We start from the raw sequence: 23,833 nt of genomic DNA, 5'->3' as shown, positions 1-23,833 counted from the left end.
CCGAGGGGCCCGGCCCTTTCGCCGCCTCAGTCGTTCGCGGGCTCGTTCGCGTTCAGCACGGCCACGACCTGGTCGTAGTCCCCGCGGGCCTCGCCGTAGCGCAGGAACTTCACGCGCTCGACCTGGATCTCCTTCGCGTCCGGCTGCGACTCGATGAGCGCCATGACCTCCGCGACGTACTCGTCCAGCGGCAGGTTCCGCTCGTTCGCCGCGTGCCCCGGCATGAGGTCGGTCTGCACCGCCGGAGGCACCAGCTCCACCACCTGCACCGACGTGTCGGCGAGCTGGAGGCGCAGCGACTCGCCGAGCATGTGGATCGCGGCCTTCGACGCGTTGTAGCTGGGGGTCGCGCGCAGCGGCGTGAACGCCAGCCCCGACGTGACGGTCATGATCGTCGCGGCCGGGCGCGTCTGGAGGTGCTCGGTGAACGCGGCGATGAGCCGGATCGGCCCGAGCACGTTCGTCGCCACCGTGGCCTCGGCCGACGCGAGGAACCCCTCGGGCCGGTGCCAGTCCTCGGCGCGCATGATCCCGGCCATCGCGATGAGCACGTTCAGGTCCGGGTGCCGCTCCAGCACCTCCTTCGCGGCCGCCTCGATGCTCGCCGGGTCCGCGGTGTCGATGCGGACCGTGTCCAGCCCCGGGTGCTCGGCCGCGAGGCGCTCCAGCAGCTCCGCGCGCCGCCCGCCCACGACGACGGTGTTCCCCCGCGCCTGGAGCTCCAGCGCCAGCGCGAGGCCGATCCCGGAGGTCGAACCGGGGATGAAGACCGTGTTCCCTGAAATGTCCATGCCCCGAGTCTGGGCGAATCCGGGCGCGATGTGCAGAGATCGTCCATCGGGGGATCGCCGGTCCCTGGCTGGGGCCCGCCGAGGGGCCGATACTGGACGCATGGACCGCACCGCACTCGCCGAGTTCCTGCGCGCCCGCCGCGAGCACCTGCGGCCCGAGGACGTGGGGCTCCCGCCCGGCGTGCGCCGCCGCGCGCCCGGGCTGCGCCGCGAGGAGGTCGCCGCGCTCGCGTCCATGTCCACCGACTACTACACGCGGCTCGAACAGCGCCGCGGCCCGCAGCCGAGCGTCCAGATGCTGGCCTCCCTCGCCCGCGCCCTGCGCCTGACCGACCAGGAGCGCGACTACCTGTTCCGGATGGCCGGGCACGGCCTCCCCGCCCGCATCGGCGACGGCGCGCACGTCGCCCCCGCGCTCCTTCGCGTCCTCGACCGCCTCCAGGACACGCCCGCGCTGATCCTCTCGAACCTCGGCGAGGCCCTCGTGCAGAACGACCTCGCGAAGGCCCTGTTCGGCGACCGCACCGCGTTCACCGGGCTCGACCGCTACGACGCGTACCGCTGGTTCACCCGCCCGGCCGACCGCGAGAAGTACCCCGCCGACGACCGCGACCGCCAGGGCCGCGCCCTCGTCTCGGCCCTGCGGGTCGCCTACGGCGCCATGGGGTCCAAGTCCCGCGCCGGGGAGCTCGTGGCGGCGCTCCGGAAGCGCTCGCCGGAGTTCGCCGAGCTGTGGGACCGCCACGAGGTCGCCAAGCGCTTCGCCGACCACAAGACCCTCGTCCACCCCGAGGTCGGCCCCATCGAACTCGACTGCCAGGTGCTCTACACCGAGGACGAGACCCAGGCGCTCCTCGTCCTCACCGCCGCGCCCCGGACCGAGGCCGAGGAGCAGCTGAAGCTCCTCGCAGTCCTCGGCCCGGCCGCCGCCTAAGCGACTACGTCCAGGACCCACGTGATCCCGAACCGGTCCCTCACCATCCCGTACGCCTTCGCCCACGCCGACGGCCCGAACGGCTGCGCCACCGTGCCGCCCTCCGCCAGCCGCGCCCACAGGCCCGCCAGCTCCTCCACGTCGTCGCCGCGGACCGACACGAAGAACGGGTCCTCGCCGCGCCCGAACGGCACCGCCTCGGGTACGTCGTAGGCCATCACTCGGAACCCGTTCGGGGCCGCGACCTGCCCCCACACGACCCGGTTCCTCTCGCCCGGGTCCTGGGAGCCCATGTCCCCGTACGTCATCGCCACCAGGTCGCCGCCGAACACGGACCGGTAGAACTCCAGCGCCTCCCTGGCCTCGCCCCGGAAGTTCAGGTGCGGTGTGGTGCTCACGCTCATGTGACTGCTCCTCGCTCGCGTCCCGGGCGTCCCTCGCCCGGTGCCGCACCAGCGTGATCCGCATTCCGGACAGGTACCGTCCGCTCCCGGTGGCAGGATCGGACCCATGACCGGAACCTCGTCGCGGACCCTCCGCCTGCTCGCGCTCCTCCAGACCCGCCCCGACTGGACCGGCCCGGCGCTGGCGGACCGCCTCGGCGCCAGCGAGCGCACGGTCCGCCGCGACGTCGAGCGCCTCCGCGACCTCGGCTACCGCATCACCGCCGTCCGCGGCCCCCACGGCGGCTACCGGCTCGAACCCGGCTCGGCCCTCCCGCCGCTCCTGTTCGACGACGAGCAGGCCGTGGCCCTCGCCGTCGCCCTCCGGACCGCCGCGGGCACCGGCATGGAGGACGCCGCCGCCCTCGCGCTCGCCACGGTCCGGCAGGTCCTGCCCCCGCGCCTGCGCCGCCGCGTGGACGCCGTCCAGGTCGCCGCCGTGCCCCGCGGGCCCCGCCCGGCCCCGATCGACACGGAGGTCCTGCTCGCCCTCGCCGCGGCCGTGCGCGACCGCGAGGAACTGCGCTTCGACTACTCCTCCAACGGCAGCGGCGACAAGGGAATCCGCCGCACCCAGCCCCACCACCTCGCCACCTGGAACGACCACTGGTACCTCGTCGCCTGGGACCTCGACCGCCGCGACTGGCGGGTCTTCCGCGTCGACCGCATCGCGCCCCGCACCCCCGCCGGGCCACGCTTCACCCCGCGCCCGCTCCCCGGCGGCGACGTCGCCGCGTACCTCCAGGCCCGCTTTCGCGGCGCCGACGGCACGCCCGAATGGCCCTGCCGCGGCGAGGCGGTGCTCCTGCGGTCCGCCGACACCGTCGCCCCGTTCCTGGAGGACGGCCGCGTGGAGGCCCTCGGCCCCGACCGCTGCCGCGTCGCCCTCGGCTCCTGGTCCTGGCCCGCGCTCGCCGCGTCCTTCGGCCGCTTCGACGCCGGGATCGAGGCCGCCCGGCCCTCCGAGCTCGCCCGCGCCTTCGCCCACCTCGCGACCCGCTTCGCCGCCGCGTCCCTGTGACCGAACCCATCGCCGAGCGCCTCGGGAAACGCCCGATCCGTTGGTACCGTGGCCGCAAGCCACCGCAAAGGAGCAGTTCACATGGCACGACGGACCATCGCCGCGCTCGCACTCGCCTTCGGTTCCGCATTGGCGCTCTCCGCCTGCGGCGAAGTCGAACTGCCCATCGAGACGCCCTCGGCGCCGAACCTGGAGGACTCCATCCAGGACCTCGCGGGCGACTTCCCGACCGGACTCGCTGGGGACCTCCAGGAGCTCGCCCCCGACGTCACGGCCACCGAGATCGTCGACGGCGCACGGCAGCTGTGCGAGTCGGCGGCCGACGGCGCCGACGAGGAGCAGCTCGCGCGCGACGCCGCGTCCCTGTTCGGCGTCGAGGAGGCCGAGGGCCCCACGGTCGTCGAGACCGTCCGCCCCTACTGCGACGTCATCGGGTAGCCCGCGCTTCCCAAGGGCCCCAATAGCCGCGAATCACCAGAAGCTCCGCACCGTCCAAATGGTGCGGAGCTTCGGCGCGTTCGGGCTGCCCACGGGCTGGAGCGCGCAAAAGACCGACGGGCGCTCTAGCAGCGGTGAAATAGTCGGAATACCGATATGAACCCCGAAAAAGCGTGACCGTATCATAATCCGATCGAATGCTCCTGTACTGGAAGGATCACTCCCGGTGCCCGACGCGCCCACCCCCCGGCTCGTGTACGACGCGTTCCTCATCACCGCCTACCACGACTTCTACAAGCCCGCGGTCGCCCCGCGCGTCATCGGCCTGGCGCTCGGCGCCGCGCTGCTGGCGGAGCTGGTGTTCTCGGGCCACCTGGCGGTCAGGCCCCATGAAGGCAAGGACTTCGTCCTGGCCGAGAAGCGCGGCGGCCCGCCGCGGGACTCCTTGGGGCTGTGGCTGAGCGAACTCGTGCAAGGCGAACCCGCGAGCCTCGCGGTGCCCGAATGGCTGGAGTACCTGGCCATCAGCGACACCCAGACCAAGACCGCCGAGCACATGGTCGTGGCCGGGCTCATGATCCGCGGGGAGCAGCGCAGCCGCTGGCTCGGCAAGGTGCAGACCACCTACGACGCGGCCGACGCCCTCATCGCGCAGGCGCCGCTCGCCCGGCTGCGCCGCTACCTGTCCTCGATGGACCGACGAATGCCCCTGCTCGACGCGTTCCTCCTCGCGCTCACCGAGTCCGTCGGCCTGTCGAAGTCGCTGTACTCCCAGATGCCCTCCGGCGCGCGCGAATACGCCGAGGGCCATCTGCGGGTGCTGCCCGCGCCGCTCCAGGCGATCCGCGGGCACCTCACCGCCGCCGTGGCGGACACCGCCATCACCGGCAACCTCTAAGCAAGTGCCCGAACGATAAGGAGTCACCACCCCATGTCCGCTCCCTCACCCGCGAGCGCGGTCCAGTCCGCACTGGCCCGCGACAAGCTCGGAACGCTCAGCCTCCTCCACTTCTCGCTCACCGCCGCGACCCCGCTGACCGTGATCGCCGGAGGCGTCGTCGTCATGTTCGCCGTGGCCGGCCAGATCGGCATCCCGCTCGGGTACGTCATCATCGCGGCCTCCCTGCTGCTGTTCAGCGTCGGCTACACCGCGATGGCCCGCCACATCGCCAACGCGGGCGCCATGTACGCGTTCGTCGCCCGCGGCCTCGGCCGCATCCCGGGCGTCGCCGCCGCGTGGGTCGCCGCCACCTCCTACTGCGCCCTCCAGGTGAGCCTCTACGGCTACCTGGGCTACGTCGCCCAGGGCCTGTTCGCCTCGATCGGGCTCGACCTGCCGTGGTGGGCCTTCGCGCTCGTGGCCTGGCTCCTGGTCGGCCTCCTCGGCACCCGCGCGGTCGACATCAACGCCAAGGTCCTGGCGGTGCTCCTCACCGTCGAGGTCGCGGTCGTCCTGGTGTTCAGCGTCTCCAACTTCGCGAACGCCGCGGACGGGGTCTCGTTCGGCGCGTTCTCGCCGACCGCCCTGAGCGGCGAGGCCGCCGGGGCCGTGCTCGCCCTCGCGGTCATCGGGTTCATCGGGTTCGAGTCGCCCACCGTCTACGGCGAGGAGGCCCGCGACCGCAAGCGGACCGTGGCCCGCGCCACGATCGCCACGGTCCTCATCCTCGCGTTCATCTACATCGTCTCGTCGTGGTCGATCATCACGGCCGCGGGCGACGACAACGTGGTCGCCGCCGCCACCGCCGACTTCGACCTCATGTTCAGCCTCGCCGGGGACCAGCTCGGCCCAGTGTGGGAGACGGTCGGCCGGATCCTGCTGCTCACCTCGGTCACCGCCGCGGCCCTGAGCTTCCACAACACGACCGCGCGGTACCTGTTCGCGCTGGGCCGCGAGCAGGTCGTGTTCTCGTGGCTGGGGCGCACCTCGGTGCGCACCTGCGCCCCCGTCGCCGCCTCGGCCACGCAGACCGTCGCCGGCGGCCTCGTCATCGTCCTGTGGGCCGTGCTCGGCCTCGACCCGGTGGTCCACCTGTTCTACTACCTCGGCACCGCCTCGGGCATCGGCCTCATCGCGCTGATCCTGACGTGCGGCATCGCGGTCATCGTCTACTTCGCGCGGGATCGGCGCGACGAGTCGGCGTGGGCCGCGCGGATCGCGCCGGTGCTGGCGGTCCTGGCGATGGCCGGGGTCATGTACCTGTCGGTCATCCACTTCCACACGCTCCTGGGCGTCGAGAAGGGCTCGCTGCTGCCGAAGCTCGTGCCGATCGTGTTCGCGGTGCTGGCGCTCCTGGGCGCGGGCTGGGGCCTGTTCCTCAAGCGCGCCCGGCCCGAGGTGTACGCCGGGATCGGCCACGGCGCGAAGGCGCCGCTGGTCCAGGCGGCCGAGCGGGCCGCCGTGCCCGTGGGGGCCGCGAGTGAGCGTTAGCGCGTACGGCGCCGTGGCGGCGATGCTCGCCGACGAGTTCAACGAGCTCCCCACGGCCCGCTGGCTCTCCGGCGACCCGGAGGAGCGCCGCAAGGCGGTCCGGGGCCAGTTCGAGCTGCTCGTGGAGCACGCGCTCGGGCACGGCGGGGTCGTCACCTCCGGGGACCTCGACGGCGCGGTCGTGTGGTTCGACCACACGGCCGGGGCGCCGCCGATCCCCGGCTACGACGAGCGCCTGGCCGAGGCGTGCGGGCCGGTCGTGGACCGGTTCCGGCACCTGGACCAGGTGATGGAGGACCACCACCCCGACGTCCCGCACCACTACGTGGCGCTGGTCGGGGTGCGTGAGGCCAAGCGCGGCAACGGGATTGCCTCGGCGATGCTGCGCCGCCACCACCGGGTGCTCGACCGGGACGGCATCCCCGCGTACCTGGAGGCGGTCTCGCCCGAGACCGCGCGCCTGTACGGGACGCTCGGGTACGAGCCGCTGGGGGAGCGGTACGGGCTGGAGGACGGCGGGCCGTTCCTCTATCCGATGTGGCGCGAGCCGCAAGCCTTATGCGGCGGCGGCGGGCCTCCGGGTCCGCCGCCGTCCTCACCGGCAAATATTGACACACTTGACTATACAAAGCCTGGTTCGGTATGATCTTCCCATCGTGTCTGGGAGCGCTCCCTCAGTTCCCGGAGTCCGGTGAAGGAGCTTTGCATGCGATTGAGACGCAAGATCACCGCCCTCGCGGCCGCGGCCGCGACGGCCCTCGGAGCGGTGGCACTGGCCCTCGGCCCGGCGGACCTGGCACTCGCCGAGGACGGCTGCGAGGTCCGGTACACCGTCGTCAGCAGCTGGGGCTCGGGCTTCCAGGCCAACGTCGCGATCACCGCGGGCGAGGCGATCAACAATGGCTGGGACGTCGAGTGGACGTTCCCGGCGGGGACCACCGTCTCCAGCGCCTGGAACGTCTCGTGGACCCAGAGCGGGCGCACCTTCTCGGGCTCCGACGTCGGCTGGAACGGCACCGTCGCCGCCGGGCAGACCCGCGAGGTCTTCGGCTTCATCGGCTCCGGCAGCACCGCCGCCCCCACCGGGGTCTCGATCAACGGCGACCTGTGCGACGGCGAAGTGGACCCGACCGACCCGCCCACCACCGACGACCCGACCGACCCGCCCGGCGAGGCCGTGCGGATCATGCCCCTCGGCGACTCCATCACCGGCAGCCCCGGCTGCTGGCGCGGGAACCTGTGGCAGCTCCTCGACACCGCCGGGTACGACGTGGACTTCGTCGGCTCGCTCTCCCAGGCGTGCAACCCGGCCGGCTCCGACCCCGACCACGAGGGCCACGGCGGCTTCCTCGTCACCCAGTCGGTGAACAACGGCAGCGTGCGCGGCTGGCTGGAGCAGAACACGCCCGACGTGCTCCTGCTGCACTTCGCCACCAACGACGTCTGGTCCTCGATCCCGCCCGCGACCATCCTCGCCGCGTACACGACCATCGTCGAAGACCTGCGCGAGCTCAACCCCGACGCGGTGATCCTCGCGGCGCAGCTCATCCCGCTCGCCCCGAGCAACTGCGCCGACTGCCCGCAGCGCACGATCGACTTCAACGCCCAGATCCCGGCCTGGGCCGCGGGCCTGTCCACCGCACAGTCCCCGATCGTCGTGGTCGACCAGCACACCGGCTGGGTCCCCTCGGTCGACACCTACGACGGCGTCCACCCCGACGAGGACGGCTACGTCAAACTCGCCGCCAACTGGTTCGAGGCCCTCGACCAGGTCCTCTCGTAAAGCACCCCAACGCCAACGGCGCCAGACCCGAAAGGGCCCGGCGCCGTTGGCGCGTCACTTGAGCGGGCGTCGTTCGAGCGGATCGTCCAGGAGGGTGCCGCCGAAGGACGCGAGGTCCTCCACGATGCGGTCCCGGGAGGCGCCCTCTTCGAGGACGAAGAGCGCGGCCGCCCCCGGAGTGAGGTGCTGGGCGAGGGTCTTCATGGACTCGTCGTCGATGCCCGTGTCGGTCTGGGCGCCGCCGACGGCGCCCGCGGCGGCGCCGAGGGCCATGCCCACGAAGGGTGCGAAGACGAGGAGGCCGATGAGGCCGCCCCACATGCCGCCGACGGCGAGGCCGATGGCGGTGTTGTTGCGGTACTGGCGCAGCCTGATCCTCCCGTCGCGGTTCTCGGCGACGGCGAGGTCCCTGATGGTGATGTGCTCGGGCCGCTGGAGTTCCAGGAGCCGGTCGCGCGCGGCCTCGGCGGTCGCGGCGTCGGGGTAGGCGAGGACGAAGAGGCGTTCGGGGCTGTCCACGGCTCCGCTCCCTTCGGTCACCCCCACAACCTATGGGCGCGGAGCCGCGCACGGCGCGCGAACGCCCGAATCAGCGGCGCACGCCCTCGATCTCGAACGTCATGACGGTGTTCGCCGGGAACGCCCGCGAGAACCGCTTCGAGGCGACCGTCGTGTCGGTGTACCGCGCGTACCGCTCGGACCCGCCGGTCTGCGTCGACCAGCGCACGGCCGTGCCGTTGGGGACGGTGCCGAACGCCGACAGGTCGTACGTGACGGTCTGCGCCGTCCCGTAGTTGGTGGTGACGATGACGAGCTTCCCCGAGGCCGCGTCGTGCGCGGCGATCGTGTTCGCCTCGCCGCCGTCGATGATGGTCATCCCGGGGCGGATGTGCCGCGCGTACTGGGCGTACACGAAGTACTTGGTGTTGACCGCGCCGAGCGTCCCGGCCTCGTTGTCGGCCTGGACCAGGCCCCAGCCGCCGCCGTCGAGGACCTGCCAGTAGCACCAGCCGGTCGGGTGGAGCCAGCGGAAGTCCAGGTTGATGTTGCGGGCCAGGCGCAGCCCCGTGCCGTCGTTCTCGCCGTACTCGGAGTTCCACAGGCGCTTCCCGGCCGCGCTGACGGCGCTGTACACGGAGTCGCGGCGCCCGCCCTCGTACTGGTAGCCGTGGACGTTGACCTTCGCGACCTTCCCCTTCGCCGAGGAGGTGAGCCCGTTCCAGGTGCTCACGGCCTGGTCGTACAGCGACTCGTCGGAGGCGGTGATCGGCATCCACGACAGCCCCCGCGCGTCCAGCTCGGCCCGCAGGTGGTCGATGACGACCGACTGGGTCGCCACGTTGAAGTGGCAGCCCTCCTGCGTCCCGGTAGCCGTCCACCAGTTCGCGATCGGCTCGTTGAACGGGTCCACGTAGTCGAAGTCCACGCCCCAGTTGTCGTGCGCGTACTTCGCCACGGTGGCCATGTACACGGCGTGCTGCTGGCGGTTCCACGACTGGAGGTTGTCGGCGCTCCCGCTGGAGCCGCCGGAGGGGTTGTGGTTGACGCACATCCACCACATCGGCGAGTTCGAGAACAGCTCGAACAGGTTCACGCCGCGGTCGCGGGCCTTCCACATGAGGTTGCGCTGTGCGCTGTCGACGTTCCAGTTCCAGCTCGCCGAGGCCGGGTCGCTGGAGTTCCAGTCGAGCCAGTACCCGTCCATCTGCCGCGAGCGCATCATGTTGGGCGAGACCACCATGGACTCGCCGTTGATCGAGTTCCAGGAGCACGCGCCCGCGTTGTAGCGGACGATGTTCATGCCCAGGCCCGGCAGCGAGGCCCCGTTGTACGTGACGTTGTTGCGCGTGAACATGAGGTCGGCGAGGTCGTTCCGGTTCCCGAAGGCCCGGCCCCACCAGCACAGCGAGGTGCCCCAGCCCTCCCAGGTGCCCCACGTCGTCGCGGGGTTGACGGCGGTCGTGTAGTCGGCCCGCGCGGCCGAGGGGACCGCGCCCGCGGCGAGCGCCCCCGTCCCGGCGGCGGTGAAGAGTGTGCGGCGGCGCATGGCGCCCTCCAATACATCGAGGTTCTTCGATGATCGCAGCGCCGATCGATAAAGTCAACTCCTTCGATTAAGCATGAGAAAAAGCGGTCCCGCCCCGGTTCCCCGCTTTCCGCGACAACCCCTTCCGTTCTGTGCGACGGTGGGAGGCCACTGCGAACCGGGAGGTCAGCGATGCCGGAGAAGACCAAGACCGAGGACGCCGGGCCGCTCGCGAGCGACCAGGGCCGGACCGTCATCGCCGACCAGGTGGTCGCCAAGATCGCGGGCATCGCCGCCCGCGAAGTCGACGGCATCCACCAGCTCGGCGGCTCCGGCAGCCGCACCGTCGGGGCCCTGCGCGAGCGCATCCCCGGCTCGCGCACCAACTACGGCCAGGGGGTCTCGGTCGAAGTGGGCGAGCGCCAGGCCGCCGTGGACCTCGACGTGGTCGCCGAGTACGGCATCGCCATCGCCGACCTCGCCGCGGGCGTGCGCCGCAACGTCGTCGACGCCGTCGAGCGCATGACCGGCCTCGAAGTCACCGAAGTCAACATCACCGTCCACGACGTGCGCCTGGACGACCCCGACGCCGAGCCCGAAGGCGACCCGAGGGTTGAGTGAGGACAGCCGAGTGACCGCCGTGGCCGCCGAGGACTTCGCCGCGGGCGTCGACGCCATCGCCGACGCCGTCCTGGCCGTGCCCGGCGTGACCGGCCTCCACCACGGGACCGCCGTCCTCCTCCCCGGCCGCCGCGTCCCCGGCCTGCGGCTCGGCGACACCGAGTGCGAGGTCCACGCGACCGTGTCCTGGGGCACCGACATCCCGGCCGCGGCCGCCGCGATCCGCACCGCCGTCGCCCCGCTCGCCGCGGGACGCGCCGTCACCGTCGTCATCGAGGACCTCACCACCGCAGACACCGCCGCAGCGGACGACACCGCTCCCGTTGCGAACAAAGGGGAATGACCAATGAAGGCTTCCTTCGCCGGCCTCGTGGCCGGGCTCCTGCTGGCGCTGGCCGTCATCAACGGCGGCTTCACCGGGTTCCTCCTCGCCGTGGTCCTCGGCGCCGTCGGGTTCGCCGTCGCGGGCAAGCTCAGCGGCGAAGTGGACCTGTTCGACCGCTTCCGAGGCCGCCGTGACTGAGGACTTCGCGCTCGCCGACCTCCCCGGCTCCGGCGCCGACCGGCCGCCGGGGGAGCGCGGTAGCCTGCACCTCGCCGACGCCGCCGTGGCCCGCATCCTCGAAGGCGCCGCGCTCGCCTGCGAGGGCACCGCGAAGTCCAAGCGCCCCAAGGCCAAGGCCACCGTGAAGCACGGCCGGATCTGGGCCCGCCTCGACGTCGGCGTCGCCTGGCCCGGCCCCGTCTCCGCGACGGCCCGGGACCTGACGGCCCGCGTGCGCGCCGAGGCCGCCCGCATCACCGGGTACGACGTGGTCGCCCTCGACGTGGGCGTCCACCTGGTCGACGCCCCCGAGCAGGCGCCGCGGAGGGTCCGATGAAGCTCCGCGAACCGCGCCGCAGCCCCGCCGCCTCCTGGCTCGCCGTCCTCGGCGCGCTCCTGCTCCTGGCGTTCGCCGCGCTCCTCGCCCAGCACGCCGCCGCCGCGCGCGGCTGGACCTCCGCCGCCTCCTGGCTCGGCGAAGCCATTGCGGCCCTTGACGACCGGGAGCCGTCCACGTGGGTCCTCGCCGGCGGCATCGCCGCCGCGCTGCTCGGCCTGTGGTTCCTCGTCGCCGCGTTCCTCCCGGCCCGCCGCTCCCACCTGCACGCCGACGGCCCCGGCGACCTGTGGGTCACGCCCGCCGCCGTCGAGGCGGTCGCCGCCGACGCGGCCGAGCGCGCTCCCGGGGTCCTCAACGCCGCCACCGAGATGCGGCGCCGCCGCCTCCGCGTCAAGGCCCTGCTCGCGCCCGGCAACGAGGCCGCCATCGCCGACATCCTCGAATCGGTCGGCACGCGCCTCGGCGGCCTCGCCGAGATCGAGGTGTCCGTGCAGGCCAAGGAGGGAGCCCGATGAGGCGACCCGCGATCGACCGCCCCGCCGCCGCCGTCATCGGCCTGCTGCTCCTGGCCGCGGGCGCCGCGGTCCTCGACTGGCGCTTCGACCTCGCCGGGATCTGGACCCGCCTCGACACCGCGCAGGTGAACGAGGTGGTGGACGCCGACTGGTTCGCGTGGACCGCGCTCGGCGCCGCCGTCGTCCTCGCCGTGCTCGCCCTGTGGTGGCTCCTCGCGCGCCTCCCGCGCCCCGCCGAGGGCCGCGTCGCACTGTCCTCCACCGGGGCCGACCGGATCGACCTCGACGTGCGCTCGGTCGCCCCGCGCCTGCGCGCCGACCTCGAACGGGCCGCGCCCGTGGACCGGGTCGCCAGCCGCCGCTTCGCGGTGCGCGGCGGCCAGCTCATCGAACTGCGGGCCCACATCGACCCGCGTGCCGACGGGGAGTCCCTCGTCAACGCCGCCGGGAGTGTCGCCGAGTCCGTCGCGGCCGCGTTCCCCGACGGCGAGGTCGCCGTGCGCGTCCTCGTGGACGGCCCGAGGCGCCCCGGCCGCCGCCGCACGCCCCGCGTCCACTTACCGCGAAGCGTCGAGCAACGTGTCCACGGCCGCCTCGGCTCGCGCGAACAACTCCCGGAAGTGCCGCTCCCGCGCTTCGCCCTCCAAGTCCTGTCCCTCGCTGTCGTACAACGCGAGCGTGTGCGCGCCGGGGACGCCGCAGTACTCCGAGACGCCCACGCGCAGCGGCCCGTCGAGGAACCCGCGCACGAGCGGCGAGAGCGGGTCGTCCTCGGGCAGGCCCGCGAGCCCGATCCACAGCATCCGCTTCCCCGCCATCGGGGACTTGCTGCGCCCGTACGCCAGCCCGTAGTTCCATACCCGGTCGAACCACCCCTTGAGCAGCGCGGGCAGCCCGAACCACCACACCGGGAACACCGTGACGATCACGTCGGCGGCGTGGACGCGGGCGACGTGGGCGTGGACCTCGTCGCTGTAGCGCTTGTCGCGGTTCCCGTAGTCCGGCTCGTCCGCGACGCTGTTGCGCGGGTCGAAGCCCTCGCGCTCCAGGTCGAGGAGGTCGACGCGATAGCCGCGGCCGGCGAGCCGCTTCGCGGCCCGCTCGGCGACGGCGGCGGTGAAGGAGTCGGCGCGGTGGTGGCCGTAGACGACGAGTGCGGTGGGTTCGGTTTCGCTCATGGGCCAAGTACACCCGACCGCGAGTAGACGGACCATGGACCAGACCGGCCGATACCTTTGCGATCGTCTATCCTTGCGGCCATGGACCCTCTGAGCGACATGCTCCGCGGCATCCGCGCCGACGGCGCCTCCGTCACCCGCGCGGGGCTCGAACCCGGCTGGCGCATCGGCTTCCCCGACCGCGCCCCGCTGACGCTCCTCACCGTCGTCCACGGCGGCGCCCGCCTCGTCCTCGCCGACGGCGCCGAGCATCCGCTCCGGGCCGGCTCCACCGCGCTCGTGCGCGACACGGAGCCGTTCCACCTCGTCGACTGCGACGCCCCGCCCGGCGCGACCGGCCCGGCCTACCTCGTCTCGTGCTTCGACCCCGACGCCGACTGCGAGCCCAAGCGCGACCCGCACGGCCCGACCGCGCTCGTCGTCGGCGCCTACCGCGACCTGCGGCCCCGGCACCGCAGGCTCCTGCGGACCCTCCCGGAGGCGCTCGTCCTCGACGACGAGCAGGAGGACGTCCTGTGGTTCAGCGCCCTCGACGACGCCCTGGCCCGCAGCGGCGGCCCCGGCGGCGGCGCCCTCGTGGACCGCGTCCTCGACTGGGGCCTGGTCTGCACGCTCTCCTGCTGGTTCGACCTCCAGGGCGCCGACGCCCCGGCCTGGTACCGCGGCGTCCTCGACCCCGTGACCGGGCCCGCGATCGAGGCCATGCACCGCGACCCCGCGGTCCGCTGGACCGTGGACGCGCTCGCCGCCGAGGCCCGGGTCTCCCGCGCGCACTTCGCGAAGCGCTTCACGGCCGTCATGGGCCGCCCGCCGCTCGGCTACCTCGCCGAATGGCGCATGTCCCTCGCCGAAGACCTGCTCGCCGACCCCGAGATCCCCGTGTCGGCCGTCGCCAGGCAGGTCGGCTACGCGGACCCGTTCGCGTTCAGCACCGCGTTCAAGCGCCTCCAGGGCATGAGCCCCAGGGCCTTCCGCGCCGCCCAGCCCGCCTGAAGTCCTAGTCCCGCGTCCCGAGCGTCGACACGCACGCCTCGTTGCCCTCCGGGTCCGCCACCACCCACCAGTGCGGCGACCGGTCCCGCACCATCACGCCCCCGGCGGCCAGCGCCGCCGCGAGGCGCGCCTCCACCCGGTCGTGCGGCAGGAACACGTCCACATGAATGCGGTTGCGCTGCGGGCGCGGCGCGTCCATCTCCTGGAACCAGAACGGCGCGTTGCGCCCCAGCGGGTCCGCCAGGTCCTCCTCGCCCCGCTCGTCGTACCCGAGGACGGCCTTCCAGAACCGGATCACCTCCGGGTGCGACATCGCGTCGACCGCCACCTGGACCGACTGGAGCCGTGAGGGGTCCGACTCCAGTCCCAGCCCGTCGGCCACGGCCGAGATGTCCTGGGCGAGTGCGACCTCCCGGGCCGTGAGGCCCCAGAAGTCCGGCTCCACCGCGACGAGCCGGACCGTCACCCCCTCCGACCGCAGGTCGAGGTCCGGCCGGTGCGGTCCCGCGCCCGGCAGGTCCGCCACGGCCGCCGCGAACTCGGCGGCCTCGCGCATCGACCCGGTCCTGAAGAACGCGCACGCGCCGTCCCCGAGGACCCGCCACCGGCCGCTCGCGTCGGCCTCCTGGAAGCCCTTCGGGCTCAGCATCCCGTCCATGCCGGTCACCGTAACCCGCGGGTCCGACATCCGCCCACGAGTAGGGTGGGACCGTCGTCAACTGAAAGGGGTTTCACGTGAGCGTCAGCGTGCTGTTCATCGGCGGGACCGGCCGGATCTCCACCTCCTGCGTGCGCGAGGCCCTCGCCCAGGGCCTCGACGTCACCGTCCTCAACCGCGGCCGCACCAGCGAGCGCGCCGTCCCCGAAGGCGCCGAGGTCCTCACCGCCGACGCCTCGGACCCCGCCTCCGTGCGCGAGGCGATCGGCGACCGGACCTTCGACGCCGTCGTCAACTGGGTCGTGTTCACCCCCGAGCAGGTCCGCCGCGACATCGAGCTGTTCGCCGGGCGCACCCGCCAGTACCTGTTCATCTCCTCCGCGAGCGCCTACCAGACCCCGCCCACGCACCTGCCGGTCACCGAGTCCACGCCCCTGCGCAACCCGTTCTGGCAGTACTCGCGCGACAAGATCGCCTGCGAGGACCTCCTCACCGCCGCCTACCGCGAGGACGGCTTCCCCGCCACGATCATCCGGCCCTCCCACACCTACGACGAGACCCTGCTGCCCTTCGACGGCGGCTGGACCGTGGTCGAGCGCATGCGCGCCGGGAAGCCCGTCGTCGTCCACGGCGACGGCACCTCGCTGTGGACCATCACGCACGCCCGCGACTTCGCCGTCGGCTTCACCGGGCTCCTCGGCCTGGACGCCGCGATCGGCGAGGCGTTCCACATCACCGGCGACGAGGCCCCCACCTGGAACCAGATCTTCCAGCACGTGGCCGCCGCGGCCGGAGTGGACGAGCCGCACCTCGTCCACGTCCCCTCAGACGCGATCGCCGCCGCCGACCCGGGCTGGGGCCCGGGCCTCCTCGGCGACAAGGCCCACTCGATGGTCTTCGACAACACCAAGGTCAAGCGCCTCGTGCCCGCGTTCGGGCAGCGCCCCACGCCCTTCAAGCTGGGCGCGCGCGAGGTGGTCGCCTGGTACGACGCCCACCCCGAGCAGCAGGTGGTCGACGCGGAGCGCGACAAGGTCATGGACTGGCTCGCCGACCGCTACGCGCCCCACCCCATGCCTTAGGGGGTGTCCGGGGATTCCGGGCGGCCGTTATCCGGCCCGTTCGCCCGCTCGCTTCGTTGTCGGCCCTCCGAATACAACCCCGGTATTCGGAGGGCCTTCCGCCTTGCGAGCGAACGAACGGACTCGGATACCGACTCGCCGGGAATCCCCGGACACCCCCTAAATCCCTCTGCCGACTCCAGCCGACCGCCTCGAAGTCGTCGCCCTCCCACAGGACGGCGCGGCCCTCGCGCACCTCGACCTCGTCGACGTACACGCCCCGGCCCTGGTACACCGGGTCGGACGTGTACCGCCAGCGCAACCGGGCCGTGCCGTCCGGGAGCGTCGCCTTCGCGTCGATCCACTGGCGCCCCGAGTACCCCGAGAACGCGCCCTCGGTCCGCCAGCAGTGGTCCTCGGTCCGCAGGTCCAGCGGCACCGCCGTCCACACCGTCCCGTCCGGGCTCGCCTCCAGGACCGCCAGGTCCGTGGCCTCCGTGTCGTACCAGAGGGAGAACCGCGCGGTCGCGCAGTCGCTGGAGCGCCGCAGCACCGCGGTCAGCGTCGCCGTCGAGGCGTCGACCTGGCCTGCGTACCACGAGTCGCGGCCCCGCTCGGGCCGCACCGGCACCGCCCGGCCCAGCGGCCGCGAGGCCGCCCGCCGGTAGGCGCTGGCCGTGCCGCGGTTGCGCGTCGGGTGGACCCGGTTCGTCATGAGCACCAGCAGCGTGCCCGCGAGCGGGTCGAGCACGATCGACGTGCCCGTGTACCCCGTGTGCCCCACCGTGACCGGGGAGCTCATCGCGTCCATGTACCAGCGCTGGCCGAGCTGCCAGCCGAGGCCGCGCGCGGCGGCCTCGCCCATCCCGGCGTTCATGTCGGTGAAGACCATGCGCGCGGTGGACTCGGAGAGGATCTCGGCGTCGCCGTAGCGGCCGCCGTTGAGGATCATCTGCCCGAACACCGCCAGGTCCCAGGCCGTGGCGAACACGCCCGCGTGCCCGGCGACGCCGCCGAACGCCCAGGCGTTCTCGTCGTGGACCTCCCCGTGGACGGTGCCGCGGCCCGTCCACGGCTGGTACTCCGTCGCGGCCGTGCGCATCCGGTCCACCGGGTTGTACCCGGTGTCCTTGAGCCCCAGGGGTTCGCATACGAACTCGGCGACGAGTTCGGCGAGGCCCTGGCCGGTGGCGCGCTCCAGGATCTTGCCGAGGACGATGAGGTTGAGGTCGGAGTACTCGTAGCCCGAGCCGGGGGCGCGGCGCAGCGGCTGCGCGAAGATCGCGGCCATCCGCGCGGCGTCGTCGGGCTTGTCGTACAGGTTGATGAAGGAGATCATCCCGGAGGTGTGCGACAGCAGCATCTCCAGCGTGATGGGGGACTTCGCCGGGTCGAGGGAGTCGAACTCGGGGAGGTAGTCGACGACGGGCAGCTTCAGGTCCACCACGTGGTCGTCGATGAGCCGGCCGGTCACCGTGGCGGTGAACAGCTTCGAGATCGAGGCGAGGTCGTAGACCGTGCCGGTCTCGGCCGGGAGCCGGTCGGCCTCCGGCAGCTCGACGGCGGTCTCGGTCTCGTCGTCCCACCCGGAGTAGCGGAGCCGGTGGCCCCCGGCCTCGTGCGCGACGACCACGCCATGGCGCGCGGCGAGGACCGTGAAGCCGGGGAACGAGGGGGCAGAACCCTCCATATAGGACTTAAGCTGCGGCGTGATGAGGTCGACGTGCGCGGCGGTCAACCGCGCTTCTGAGCAAGGCCCGTACCGCAGTTCCAGCGGATGTTCGGGGAAGGTCACATCGTACGGCCCAGCGCTCGGCGGACCGGTCAGATCGGGCATGGAGGGGCGCTCCTCGGCGTTGGCGCGGGAGCCGAGCGCGAACGCCGACCACAGCGCCCCCGCCGCGCCCCCGAGCATGGTTCGACGCTGCATCGTGTCTCCTGGTTATCGTGCCATCACTGAGCGGTGCTGCGATAGAGCAAGTACGACTCTCTTTGCTCGGAAAACGCATCCAATTCCTCGGCCCACAGCGGCGTGACCTCGTCCACGTCCGCGCCGGCCTCGATCGCCAGGCGCACGGCCTGGTTCCCCGTGAGCTTGTCCAGCCAGAACGACGTCACGTCCTGTGACCGCCAGCCGTACTGCGGGAAGGCCCGCCGCTGCGCGACGATCATCGCCAGCGCCGTCCTGATCGGATCGAATTCATCCCTTCGGGTGACTTGCAGTTCCACGCCCCCGCAGACCTTTCCCGACCATTTCGAGAAAGTCGGGGTGAAATACGCTTCGCGGAAACGAGCGCCCGCCAGCCCCTCCAGCGCCTCCGACCACTCGTGGTCGATCTCCGGCGCCCCCAGCAGCTCGAACGGCTTCGTCGTGCCCCGCCCCTCCGACAGCGCGGTCGCCTCGAACAGGCACGTCCCCGGGTACGCCACGGCCGTCGCGACCGTCGGCATGTTCGGCGACGGCGGCACCCACGGCAGCCCCGTCTCCTCGAAGTACATGCCCCGGCGCCACCGCTCCATCTTCACCACGGTGAGGTCCACCGCGCCGCCGAGGAACTCGCCGTTGAACAGCCGCGCCAGCTCGCCCACGGTCATCCCGTGCCGCTGCGCGATCGGCTTGAGCCCCACGAACGTCGCGTGCTCGGGGTGGAGCACCGGCCCGCTCGCCGCCAGCGCCGAGCCCGGGTTGGGCCGGTCGAGGACGACGAACCGCAGGCCCAGCTGCCCGGCGGCCTCCATCGCGAGGTACATGGTCCAGATGTACGTGTAGAACCGCGCGCCCACGTCCTGGATGTCGAAGACCACCGTCTCGATCCCGGTCTCGGCGAACACCTCCGCCATCCGGTCCATGTCGTTGTACGCGTTGTACACCGGCAGCCCGGTCTTCGCGTCGAGGAAGAAGTCCTCGCCCTCCCCGGCCTGCGAGACGCCGCGGAAGCCGTGCTCGGGCCCGAAGACCGCCGCGATGTCGACCTTCCCGCTCCCGTGCATGAGGTCCACCTCGTGGCTCAGGTCCGGGAGGACGCCCGTCGGGTTCGAGATGACCCCGACGCGCTGGCCCCGGAGTTCGCGGAAGTCGCTGCGGGCCAGGACTTCCACGCCGGTCCTGACGGCCCGTCCGCCGCGGTCCGCGGCGGCGGGGGAGGCGGTCGCGAGGACCGAGGCCCCCGCGACTGCGCCGCTGGCGACGGCGCCGCCGATGACTGTCCTGCGTTTCATGCGGTGCTCCTAGTAGCTCAGGCCGTGGCCGAAGGGGAACAGGACGCCGGTGCCGTCGGCGGTGGGGATGTCGACGGGGAGCCGCCCGGCGGGGTTCACCGAGCCGAGGATCGCGTGGACGGCCGATTCGAGGCCGTCGAGCGAGTACGAGTACGTGGCGAGGTACGCGTTGGGGTGGTCGCCGAGGTGGGCGATGTCGTAGGGGTTCTGGACGCCGAGCGCGACGACGGGGACGCCGGTGGCCGCGAGCGCCTGGACGAGCGCGACCTGCGTCGGGTTGAGCTTCGTGTTGTTGGTGGAGACGACGATGAGGCCCTTGCCAGCGGCGGCGGCCACGGCTGCGTCGATCTGCGCCTGCGTGGGCGCCGCCCCGGTGACGAGGCTCGTCTGGCTCCAGCCGCGGTTGGTGAACTCCGTCGCGAGCCGCGCGACGGTGGTGACGCCCCACCCGGTGACGAGCACCGAGCCGCCGTCGGTCGGGACCGGGAGCGTCCCGTCATTCGTGACGAGGGTCGTGGTCCGGTCCGAGAGCGCCTGCGCCGCTTCGAGGCTCGCGGGGACGCCCACGACGTCGTCCACGAGGTCGGGGTCGGCGTACGGGTCGCCGAAGAGGCCGAGCCGGTACTTCAGGCCGAGGATGCGGGTGACCGACTCGTCGATGCGCCGCCGCGAGAGCTCGCCGTTCGCGACGGCGTCGAGGACGGCGTTGAACGCGATGTCGATGTGCTCGGGCATGAGCAGGATGTCGGCGCCCGCGAGGAGCGCGAGGACGGGGATGCGGTCGTCGCCGTAGCCGTTGCGCACGCCCTCCATGCGCAGGGAGTCGGTGATGACGACGCCGTCGTAGCCGAGCTCGTCGCGCAGGAGCCCGGTGAGGATGTCCGCGGAGAGCGTGGCGGGCCGCAGCGACGCGTCGAGGGCCGGGAACTGGATGTGCGCGGTCATGACCAGGTCCACGCCGGACTCGATCGCGGCGCGGAACGGCGGGGCGTCGATCTCGCGCCACTCCTCGTAGGTGTGGTCGATCTGCGGCAGCTCCGAGTGGCTGTCGTCCTCGGTGTCGCCGTGCCCGGGGAAGTGCTTGACGGTGGCGGCGAGGTCGCCGCGGGCCTGGTAGCCCTCGACCTGCGCGGCCACGAAGGAGGCGACGTGCTCGCCGTCGGACCCGAAGGAGCGCACGCCGATCACGGGGTTCTCGGGGTTGACGTTGACGTCGGCGTCGGGCGCGAAGTTCTGGTTCAGTCCCATGGCGCGCAGCTCGGTCCCGGCGATGACGGCGGCGGCGCGGGCGGCCTCGGGGTCGTGCGTGGCGCCGAGGGCCATCGCCCCGGGCAGCTGCGTCGCGGGCGGGCCGATGCGGGTGACGAGGCCGTGCTCCTGGTCGGTGGCGATGAACAGGGGCGTGCCGCACCCGGCGAGGGACGCGTCCTGGAGGCCGTTGGAGAGCGCGGTGATCTGGTCGGGGTTCGCGACGTTGTTCGACCACGCGAAGTAGATGATGCCGCCGAGGTGGTACTTCTCGATGAGCGCGGCGGCGTTGTCGACGCCGTGCGCGGTCCGGTTGCTCGCGACGTCGGCGGCCGCGGTCGTGTCGGCGGTCTGCCCGTACGCGTAGGTGGTGAAGAGCTGGCCGACCTTCTCCTCCAGGCTCATGGCCTTGAGGCGGCGCTTGACGAACTTCCGCTCGCCGCTGCCGCCGTGCGCTTGCGCGGTACCGGCGGCGGTGGCGGCCGCTGCGGCGGCGCCGAGGGCGGCGGCGAGCACGGTCCGGCGGGGATGCGTCTGCATTGCGCGACTCCAGTCTGTGCGGGGGTCCGGGCGGTCCCTTTTCGACGGGTAGGCCCGATCCGCTCATCCTGGCAGAAAACTTCATGTAAAGGCAAGACTACGGAGAGAATTTTCAAAATTGTGCTTCCGGCGCGGTCACGCCAGCGCCGGAACTCCGAAGTGGAGCGTCCCCGCATCGGCGTCGAGAGTCGCCTTGACGCCCAACGGGATCGTGAGCGACGGCGTGCAGTGCCCGAACCCGAACTCCTCCACCACAGGAATCGACAGGCCCCTGAGCTGGTCCGCGAGCACGGCGCGGACGTCCTCGTACGGTCCGCACTCGGCCCACGAGCCGAGGACGATCCCGGCGAGGCCGTCGAGCCATCCGGCGCGGCGCAGCTGCGTCAGGGCCCGGTCGATCCGGTACGGCTCCTCGCCCACGTCCTCCAACAGCAGCAGGCCGCCCGCGACGTCGGCGCGGTGGTCGGGCGTGCCGATCTCGGCGGCCAGGAGCGTCAGCGTCCCGCCGAGGGTGACCCCGGTGGCGGTGCCGCCGTTCATGGTCCGCGCGGTCGGGGAGGCGATCTTCTGGACCCGCTCGGGCTCGAACAGGGTCTGGCGCAGGTGCTCCTGCATCCCCTCGTCGTCGGTGAAGGCCGACCAGGTCGGCATGGGCCCGTGGACCGAGGCGGTGCCGAGGTTGAGCGCGAGCGCCTCGTGGAGGGCCGTCATGTCGCTGAACCCGATGAACGCCTTCGGTTCCGCGCTCCGCAGCCGCTCCCAGTCGACGTGGTCGATCATCCGCTGCGACCCGTACCCGCCGCGCGCGGCGAACACGGCCGCGATCGACGGGTCGAGCCACGCGTCCTGGAAGTCCCCGGCCCGGTCGAGGTCGAGTCCCGCGAACAGCCCGGTCCTCCCGGCGGCGTGCGGCATGAGGACCGGTTCGAGGTCCCACGAGCGCAGCACCGCCAGTCCCGCGTCGATGCGCTCGGCGGGGGAGGGGCTGGCGGGGGAGACGACGGCGACGCGGTCGCCGGGGGCGAGGCGCCGCGGGCGGCGCAGCGGTGCGAGGGTCACGGCTTCAGCCCCAGGTCGAAGTCGGGGCCCTTGAACCCGAACACCTCGGCGTACAGGGCGTGCTCGGCGAGCACGGCGTCCTCGATGGTCGCGGTGCGCCGGAACCCGTGCTGCTCGCCCTCGTAGGTGCGGTAGGCGTGCGGGATGCCCTTGCCCTGGACGCGCTCCAGGAGCCTCTCGGCCTGCGCGGGCGGGCAGATCTCGTCCTCCAGGCCCTGGAGGAGGATGAACGGGACGGCGATCCGGTCGGCGTGGTGCACGGGGGACCGCTCCTGCGAGCGCTCCTCCAGGACCTCCGGCGGGCCCACCATCGAGTACACGTACTGGGACTCGAAGTCGTGCGTGTCGTCGCCGGTCCACCCGGACAGGTCCAGGATCGGGTACTTGACCACCGCGCACGCGTACACCCCTTGCGCGGCAGGGGAGGTGAGCGAGGCCGCGGAGGTCCAGCCACCGGCGGAGCCGCCGCGGACCGCGATCCGGGCCGGGTCGGCGGCGCCCTCGGCGGCGAGCGCGCGGGCGACCGCCGCGCAGTCCTCCACGTCCACCTCGCCCCAGCGCTCGCGCAGCCGCTCGCGGTAGGCCCGCCCGTACCCGGTGGACCCGCCGTAGTTGACCTCGACGACGCCGATGCCGCGGGACGTGAAGTACGCCAGCTCCATGTCGAGCACGGCCCGCACGTGGCTGGTGGGCCCGCCGTGGACCCACACCGCGTACGGCGGCGCCTCCCCTTCGGGCCCTTCGTACTCGGGGTTGCGCGGCGGGTAGACGTGGGCGTGGACCTCGCGCCCGTCGGGGCCGGCGAAGGTCCGGTGCTCGGGGACCGGCAGGTACGCGGGGTCCACTTTGTGCTCGTGCGCGGCGGCCACGACTTTCGCGGCGCCGCTGCGGGTGTCGACCTCCACGACCTCGTAGCCGGTGTGCGGCCCGGCGGCCAGGCCGTACACGCGGTCGTCCGCGGCGGCGAGGCCCGGCGCCCAGTCGGTCCAGGGCCCCTCGACCGCGGTGAGCTTCCGCTCCCACGCGTCGAAGACCCCGAGGCGGCTCTCGCCCTTCCCGTGGACGGCGGCGATGTCGCCGCTGGCGAGGATCTGGAACCACGTCGACCCGAGCGTCCACAGGGGCCCGGCGAACTCGGACTCGGCCTCGTGGACCGGGCCGCGGTCCCCGGTGAGCGGGTCGACCCAGTGGAGGTTCCACCAGCCGGTCCGGTCCCCGGCGAACACGAGCGTCTCGTCCCGGGACCACTCGACCTGCGCGATCGACTCCCCGTCGCCCCCGGCGACCGTCCGCACCCCGCTGAGGACCGGCTCGTGCTCGCCCCCGACCTCGGCGACACGCAGTTCCGTCTCGTCCCAGGGCATGTGCGGGTGGTTCCAGGCGATCCACGCGACCGCCGTCCCGGAGGGGCTCAGCTTCGGGCCGGTGAGGAACCGGTACGAGTCGTCGGTCAGCTCCCGCACCCGCGCGTCGTCGCCGTAGCGCGTCAGGTCCACGGACGCGACGACCCGCCTGACGTCCGTCGCGCCCGGCCCGGTGTGCTCCTCCATGACCGCCCACGCCACGAACCGCTCCAGGTCCACGACGGGCTCGGACCAGCGCAGCGCCCCCGGGAACGCCGGGGGAGGGCTGATCGGCAGCGGGTCGCGCCACCGGTCCGGCTCGAACACGTACAGCCGCTGGTCCTCGTAGTTCGTGAAGACGATGACGGGGCTGCCGTCCTCGCCGATCGCGCCCGCCCACGGGCGGCCCCCGTACTCGTGGACCCGGTTGCGCGCGTTCCACGGCGCGGGCAGCACCGACTCGACCTCGCCGTCGGCGGTGCGGCGCATGAGCGCCCGCCGCCCGCCCTCGCCGGGCCGCGGCTCGGTCCACCACAGCTCGTCGCCGACCGCGCCGAGGAAGCCCGGCCGCCCGTCGGACTCGGCGACCAGGCCGGTGCCGATCGGGGACTCCCAGGCGCCGTAAGGGGCTCGCTTCACATCCGTCT

The 23,833-nt window shown here is 72.7% G+C and carries 25 protein-coding genes; 14 read left to right on the top strand and 11 right to left on the bottom strand.

Annotated features, from left to right (window positions below; genetic code table 11):
* Positions 1–26: 26 nt before the first annotated feature.
* Complete coding sequence (locus tag AB0A65_RS13735) at positions 27–791, bottom strand: SDR family NAD(P)-dependent oxidoreductase (RefSeq protein WP_359951029.1); 765 nt, start codon at positions 789–791, stop codon at positions 27–29.
* Between the two features lie 100 nt (positions 792–891).
* On the opposite strand from AB0A65_RS13735, the gene AB0A65_RS13730 reads away from it, so the two are divergent.
* A complete protein-coding gene (locus tag AB0A65_RS13730; RefSeq protein ID WP_359951027.1) occupies positions 892–1,725 on the top strand; it encodes a helix-turn-helix transcriptional regulator in 834 nt (277 codons plus the stop codon).
* Here AB0A65_RS13730 and AB0A65_RS13725 read toward each other — a convergent pair.
* Complete coding sequence (locus AB0A65_RS13725; protein WP_359951025.1) at positions 1,722–2,129, bottom strand: VOC family protein; 408 nt, start codon at positions 2,127–2,129, stop codon at positions 1,722–1,724. The genes AB0A65_RS13730 and AB0A65_RS13725 overlap by 4 nt on opposite strands.
* Positions 2,130–2,235: 106 nt before the next feature.
* On the opposite strand from AB0A65_RS13725, the gene AB0A65_RS13720 reads away from it, so the two are divergent.
* The 6 genes from AB0A65_RS13720 (at position 2,236) to AB0A65_RS13695 (ending at position 7,841) form a co-directional block, all read left to right on the top strand.
* Positions 2,236–3,189, top strand: coding sequence for a transcriptional regulator (locus AB0A65_RS13720; protein WP_359951023.1), 954 nt, complete (start codon positions 2,236–2,238; stop codon positions 3,187–3,189).
* Between the two features lie 81 nt (positions 3,190–3,270).
* The gene (locus AB0A65_RS13715) at positions 3,271–3,627 is read left to right on the top strand and encodes a hypothetical protein (RefSeq protein WP_359951021.1); all 357 of its coding nucleotides are present in this window, start codon (positions 3,271–3,273) and stop codon (positions 3,625–3,627) included.
* Between the two features lie 226 nt (positions 3,628–3,853).
* Positions 3,854–4,525, top strand: coding sequence for a GPP34 family phosphoprotein (locus tag AB0A65_RS13710; RefSeq protein ID WP_359951019.1), 672 nt, complete (start codon positions 3,854–3,856; stop codon positions 4,523–4,525).
* A 33-nt stretch (positions 4,526–4,558) separates the two neighbouring features.
* Complete coding sequence (locus AB0A65_RS13705) at positions 4,559–6,058, top strand: APC family permease (protein ID WP_359951017.1); 1,500 nt, start codon at positions 4,559–4,561, stop codon at positions 6,056–6,058.
* On the top strand, positions 6,048–6,704 hold the full coding sequence (locus AB0A65_RS13700; RefSeq protein ID WP_359951015.1) for a GNAT family N-acetyltransferase: 657 nt from the start codon (positions 6,048–6,050) through the stop codon (positions 6,702–6,704). Before AB0A65_RS13705 ends, AB0A65_RS13700 begins: the two co-directional genes overlap by 11 nt.
* 60 nt (positions 6,705–6,764) lie before the next feature.
* Positions 6,765–7,841: a cellulose binding domain-containing protein gene (locus AB0A65_RS13695; RefSeq protein ID WP_359951013.1), complete on the top strand. Its 1,077-nt coding sequence runs from the start codon at positions 6,765–6,767 to the stop codon at positions 7,839–7,841.
* A 54-nt stretch (positions 7,842–7,895) separates the two neighbouring features.
* On the opposite strand, the gene AB0A65_RS13690 is transcribed toward AB0A65_RS13695, so the two are convergent.
* Both AB0A65_RS13690 and AB0A65_RS13685 read right to left on the bottom strand, forming a co-directional pair.
* A complete protein-coding gene (locus AB0A65_RS13690) occupies positions 7,896–8,381 on the bottom strand; it encodes a DUF1269 domain-containing protein (RefSeq protein WP_359951011.1) in 486 nt (161 codons plus the stop codon).
* Positions 8,382–8,430: 49 nt separating this feature from the next.
* Positions 8,431–9,888 carry a glycoside hydrolase gene (locus AB0A65_RS13685; protein WP_359951009.1) on the bottom strand — a complete coding sequence of 486 codons (1,458 nt, stop codon included), beginning with the start codon at positions 9,886–9,888 and terminating at the stop codon, positions 8,431–8,433.
* A gap of 171 nt (positions 9,889–10,059) precedes the next feature.
* Between AB0A65_RS13685 and AB0A65_RS13680 the strand changes: the two genes are divergently transcribed.
* The 5 genes from AB0A65_RS13680 to AB0A65_RS13660 are packed head-to-tail and all read left to right on the top strand — an operon-like array spanning position 10,060 to position 11,887.
* Positions 10,060–10,488: an Asp23/Gls24 family envelope stress response protein gene (locus AB0A65_RS13680; protein WP_359951007.1), complete on the top strand. Its 429-nt coding sequence runs from the start codon at positions 10,060–10,062 to the stop codon at positions 10,486–10,488.
* Positions 10,489–10,498: 10 nt separating this feature from the next.
* Positions 10,499–10,831 (top strand): hypothetical protein, encoded by a 333-nt coding sequence (locus AB0A65_RS13675; protein ID WP_359951005.1) that lies wholly within the window; start codon positions 10,499–10,501, stop codon positions 10,829–10,831.
* Positions 10,832–10,834: 3 nt separating this feature from the next.
* Positions 10,835–11,011, top strand: a complete 177-nt coding sequence (locus AB0A65_RS13670; protein WP_359951003.1) for a DUF2273 domain-containing protein — start codon at positions 10,835–10,837, stop codon at positions 11,009–11,011.
* Entirely contained in the window at positions 11,004–11,369 is a 366-nt protein-coding gene (locus AB0A65_RS13665) for a hypothetical protein (RefSeq protein WP_359951001.1), read from the top strand. Before AB0A65_RS13670 ends, AB0A65_RS13665 begins: the two co-directional genes overlap by 8 nt.
* Complete coding sequence (locus AB0A65_RS13660) at positions 11,366–11,887, top strand: DUF6286 domain-containing protein (RefSeq protein ID WP_359950999.1); 522 nt, start codon at positions 11,366–11,368, stop codon at positions 11,885–11,887. Before AB0A65_RS13665 ends, AB0A65_RS13660 begins: the two co-directional genes overlap by 4 nt.
* Positions 11,888–12,444: 557 nt before the next feature.
* Here AB0A65_RS13660 and AB0A65_RS13655 read toward each other — a convergent pair.
* The gene (locus AB0A65_RS13655) at positions 12,445–13,101 is read right to left on the bottom strand and encodes an NAD(P)H oxidoreductase (protein WP_359950997.1); all 657 of its coding nucleotides are present in this window, start codon (positions 13,099–13,101) and stop codon (positions 12,445–12,447) included.
* Positions 13,102–13,146: 45 nt separating this feature from the next.
* Here AB0A65_RS13655 and AB0A65_RS13650 point away from each other — a divergent pair, with 45 nt between their 5' ends.
* Positions 13,147–14,058 carry an AraC family transcriptional regulator gene (locus AB0A65_RS13650; protein ID WP_359950995.1) on the top strand — a complete coding sequence of 304 codons (912 nt, stop codon included), beginning with the start codon at positions 13,147–13,149 and terminating at the stop codon, positions 14,056–14,058.
* 4 nt (positions 14,059–14,062) lie between these two features.
* Here the strand turns inward: AB0A65_RS13650 and AB0A65_RS13645 are convergent, their stop codons facing one another.
* The gene (locus AB0A65_RS13645; protein WP_359950993.1) at positions 14,063–14,716 is read right to left on the bottom strand and encodes a VOC family protein; all 654 of its coding nucleotides are present in this window, start codon (positions 14,714–14,716) and stop codon (positions 14,063–14,065) included.
* A gap of 77 nt (positions 14,717–14,793) precedes the next feature.
* On the opposite strand from AB0A65_RS13645, the gene AB0A65_RS13640 reads away from it, so the two are divergent.
* Entirely contained in the window at positions 14,794–15,798 is a 1,005-nt protein-coding gene (locus tag AB0A65_RS13640; RefSeq protein WP_359950991.1) for an SDR family oxidoreductase, read from the top strand.
* Here AB0A65_RS13640 and AB0A65_RS13635 read toward each other — a convergent pair.
* The 5 genes from AB0A65_RS13635 to AB0A65_RS13615 all read right to left on the bottom strand — a co-directional run bounded on the left by AB0A65_RS13635 (position 15,752) and on the right by AB0A65_RS13615 (position 23,825).
* On the bottom strand, positions 15,752–17,707 hold the full coding sequence (locus AB0A65_RS13635; protein ID WP_359950989.1) for a serine hydrolase domain-containing protein: 1,956 nt from the start codon (positions 17,705–17,707) through the stop codon (positions 15,752–15,754). The two genes, AB0A65_RS13640 and AB0A65_RS13635, sit on opposite strands and share 47 nt — an antisense overlap.
* Positions 17,708–17,730: 23 nt before the next feature.
* Positions 17,731–18,996 carry a DUF1343 domain-containing protein gene (locus AB0A65_RS13630; protein WP_359950987.1) on the bottom strand — a complete coding sequence of 422 codons (1,266 nt, stop codon included), beginning with the start codon at positions 18,994–18,996 and terminating at the stop codon, positions 17,731–17,733.
* A 9-nt stretch (positions 18,997–19,005) separates the two neighbouring features.
* Positions 19,006–20,784, bottom strand: coding sequence for a glycoside hydrolase family 3 N-terminal domain-containing protein (locus AB0A65_RS13625; protein WP_359950985.1), 1,779 nt, complete (start codon positions 20,782–20,784; stop codon positions 19,006–19,008).
* Between the two features lie 135 nt (positions 20,785–20,919).
* Positions 20,920–21,843 carry an LD-carboxypeptidase gene (locus AB0A65_RS13620; protein WP_359950983.1) on the bottom strand — a complete coding sequence of 308 codons (924 nt, stop codon included), beginning with the start codon at positions 21,841–21,843 and terminating at the stop codon, positions 20,920–20,922.
* Complete coding sequence (locus AB0A65_RS13615) at positions 21,840–23,825, bottom strand: prolyl oligopeptidase family serine peptidase (RefSeq protein WP_359950981.1); 1,986 nt, start codon at positions 23,823–23,825, stop codon at positions 21,840–21,842. Before AB0A65_RS13615 ends, AB0A65_RS13620 begins: the two co-directional genes overlap by 4 nt.
* Positions 23,826–23,833 lie beyond the last annotated feature (8 nt).

This window comes from Glycomyces sp. NPDC047010, from assembly GCF_040644205.1.
Taxonomy (GTDB): Bacteria; Actinomycetota; Actinomycetes; order Mycobacteriales; family Micromonosporaceae; genus Glycomyces.
Note: the sequence above shows the minus strand (reverse complement) of the source record. Positions and strands in the feature narration are given on the sequence as shown.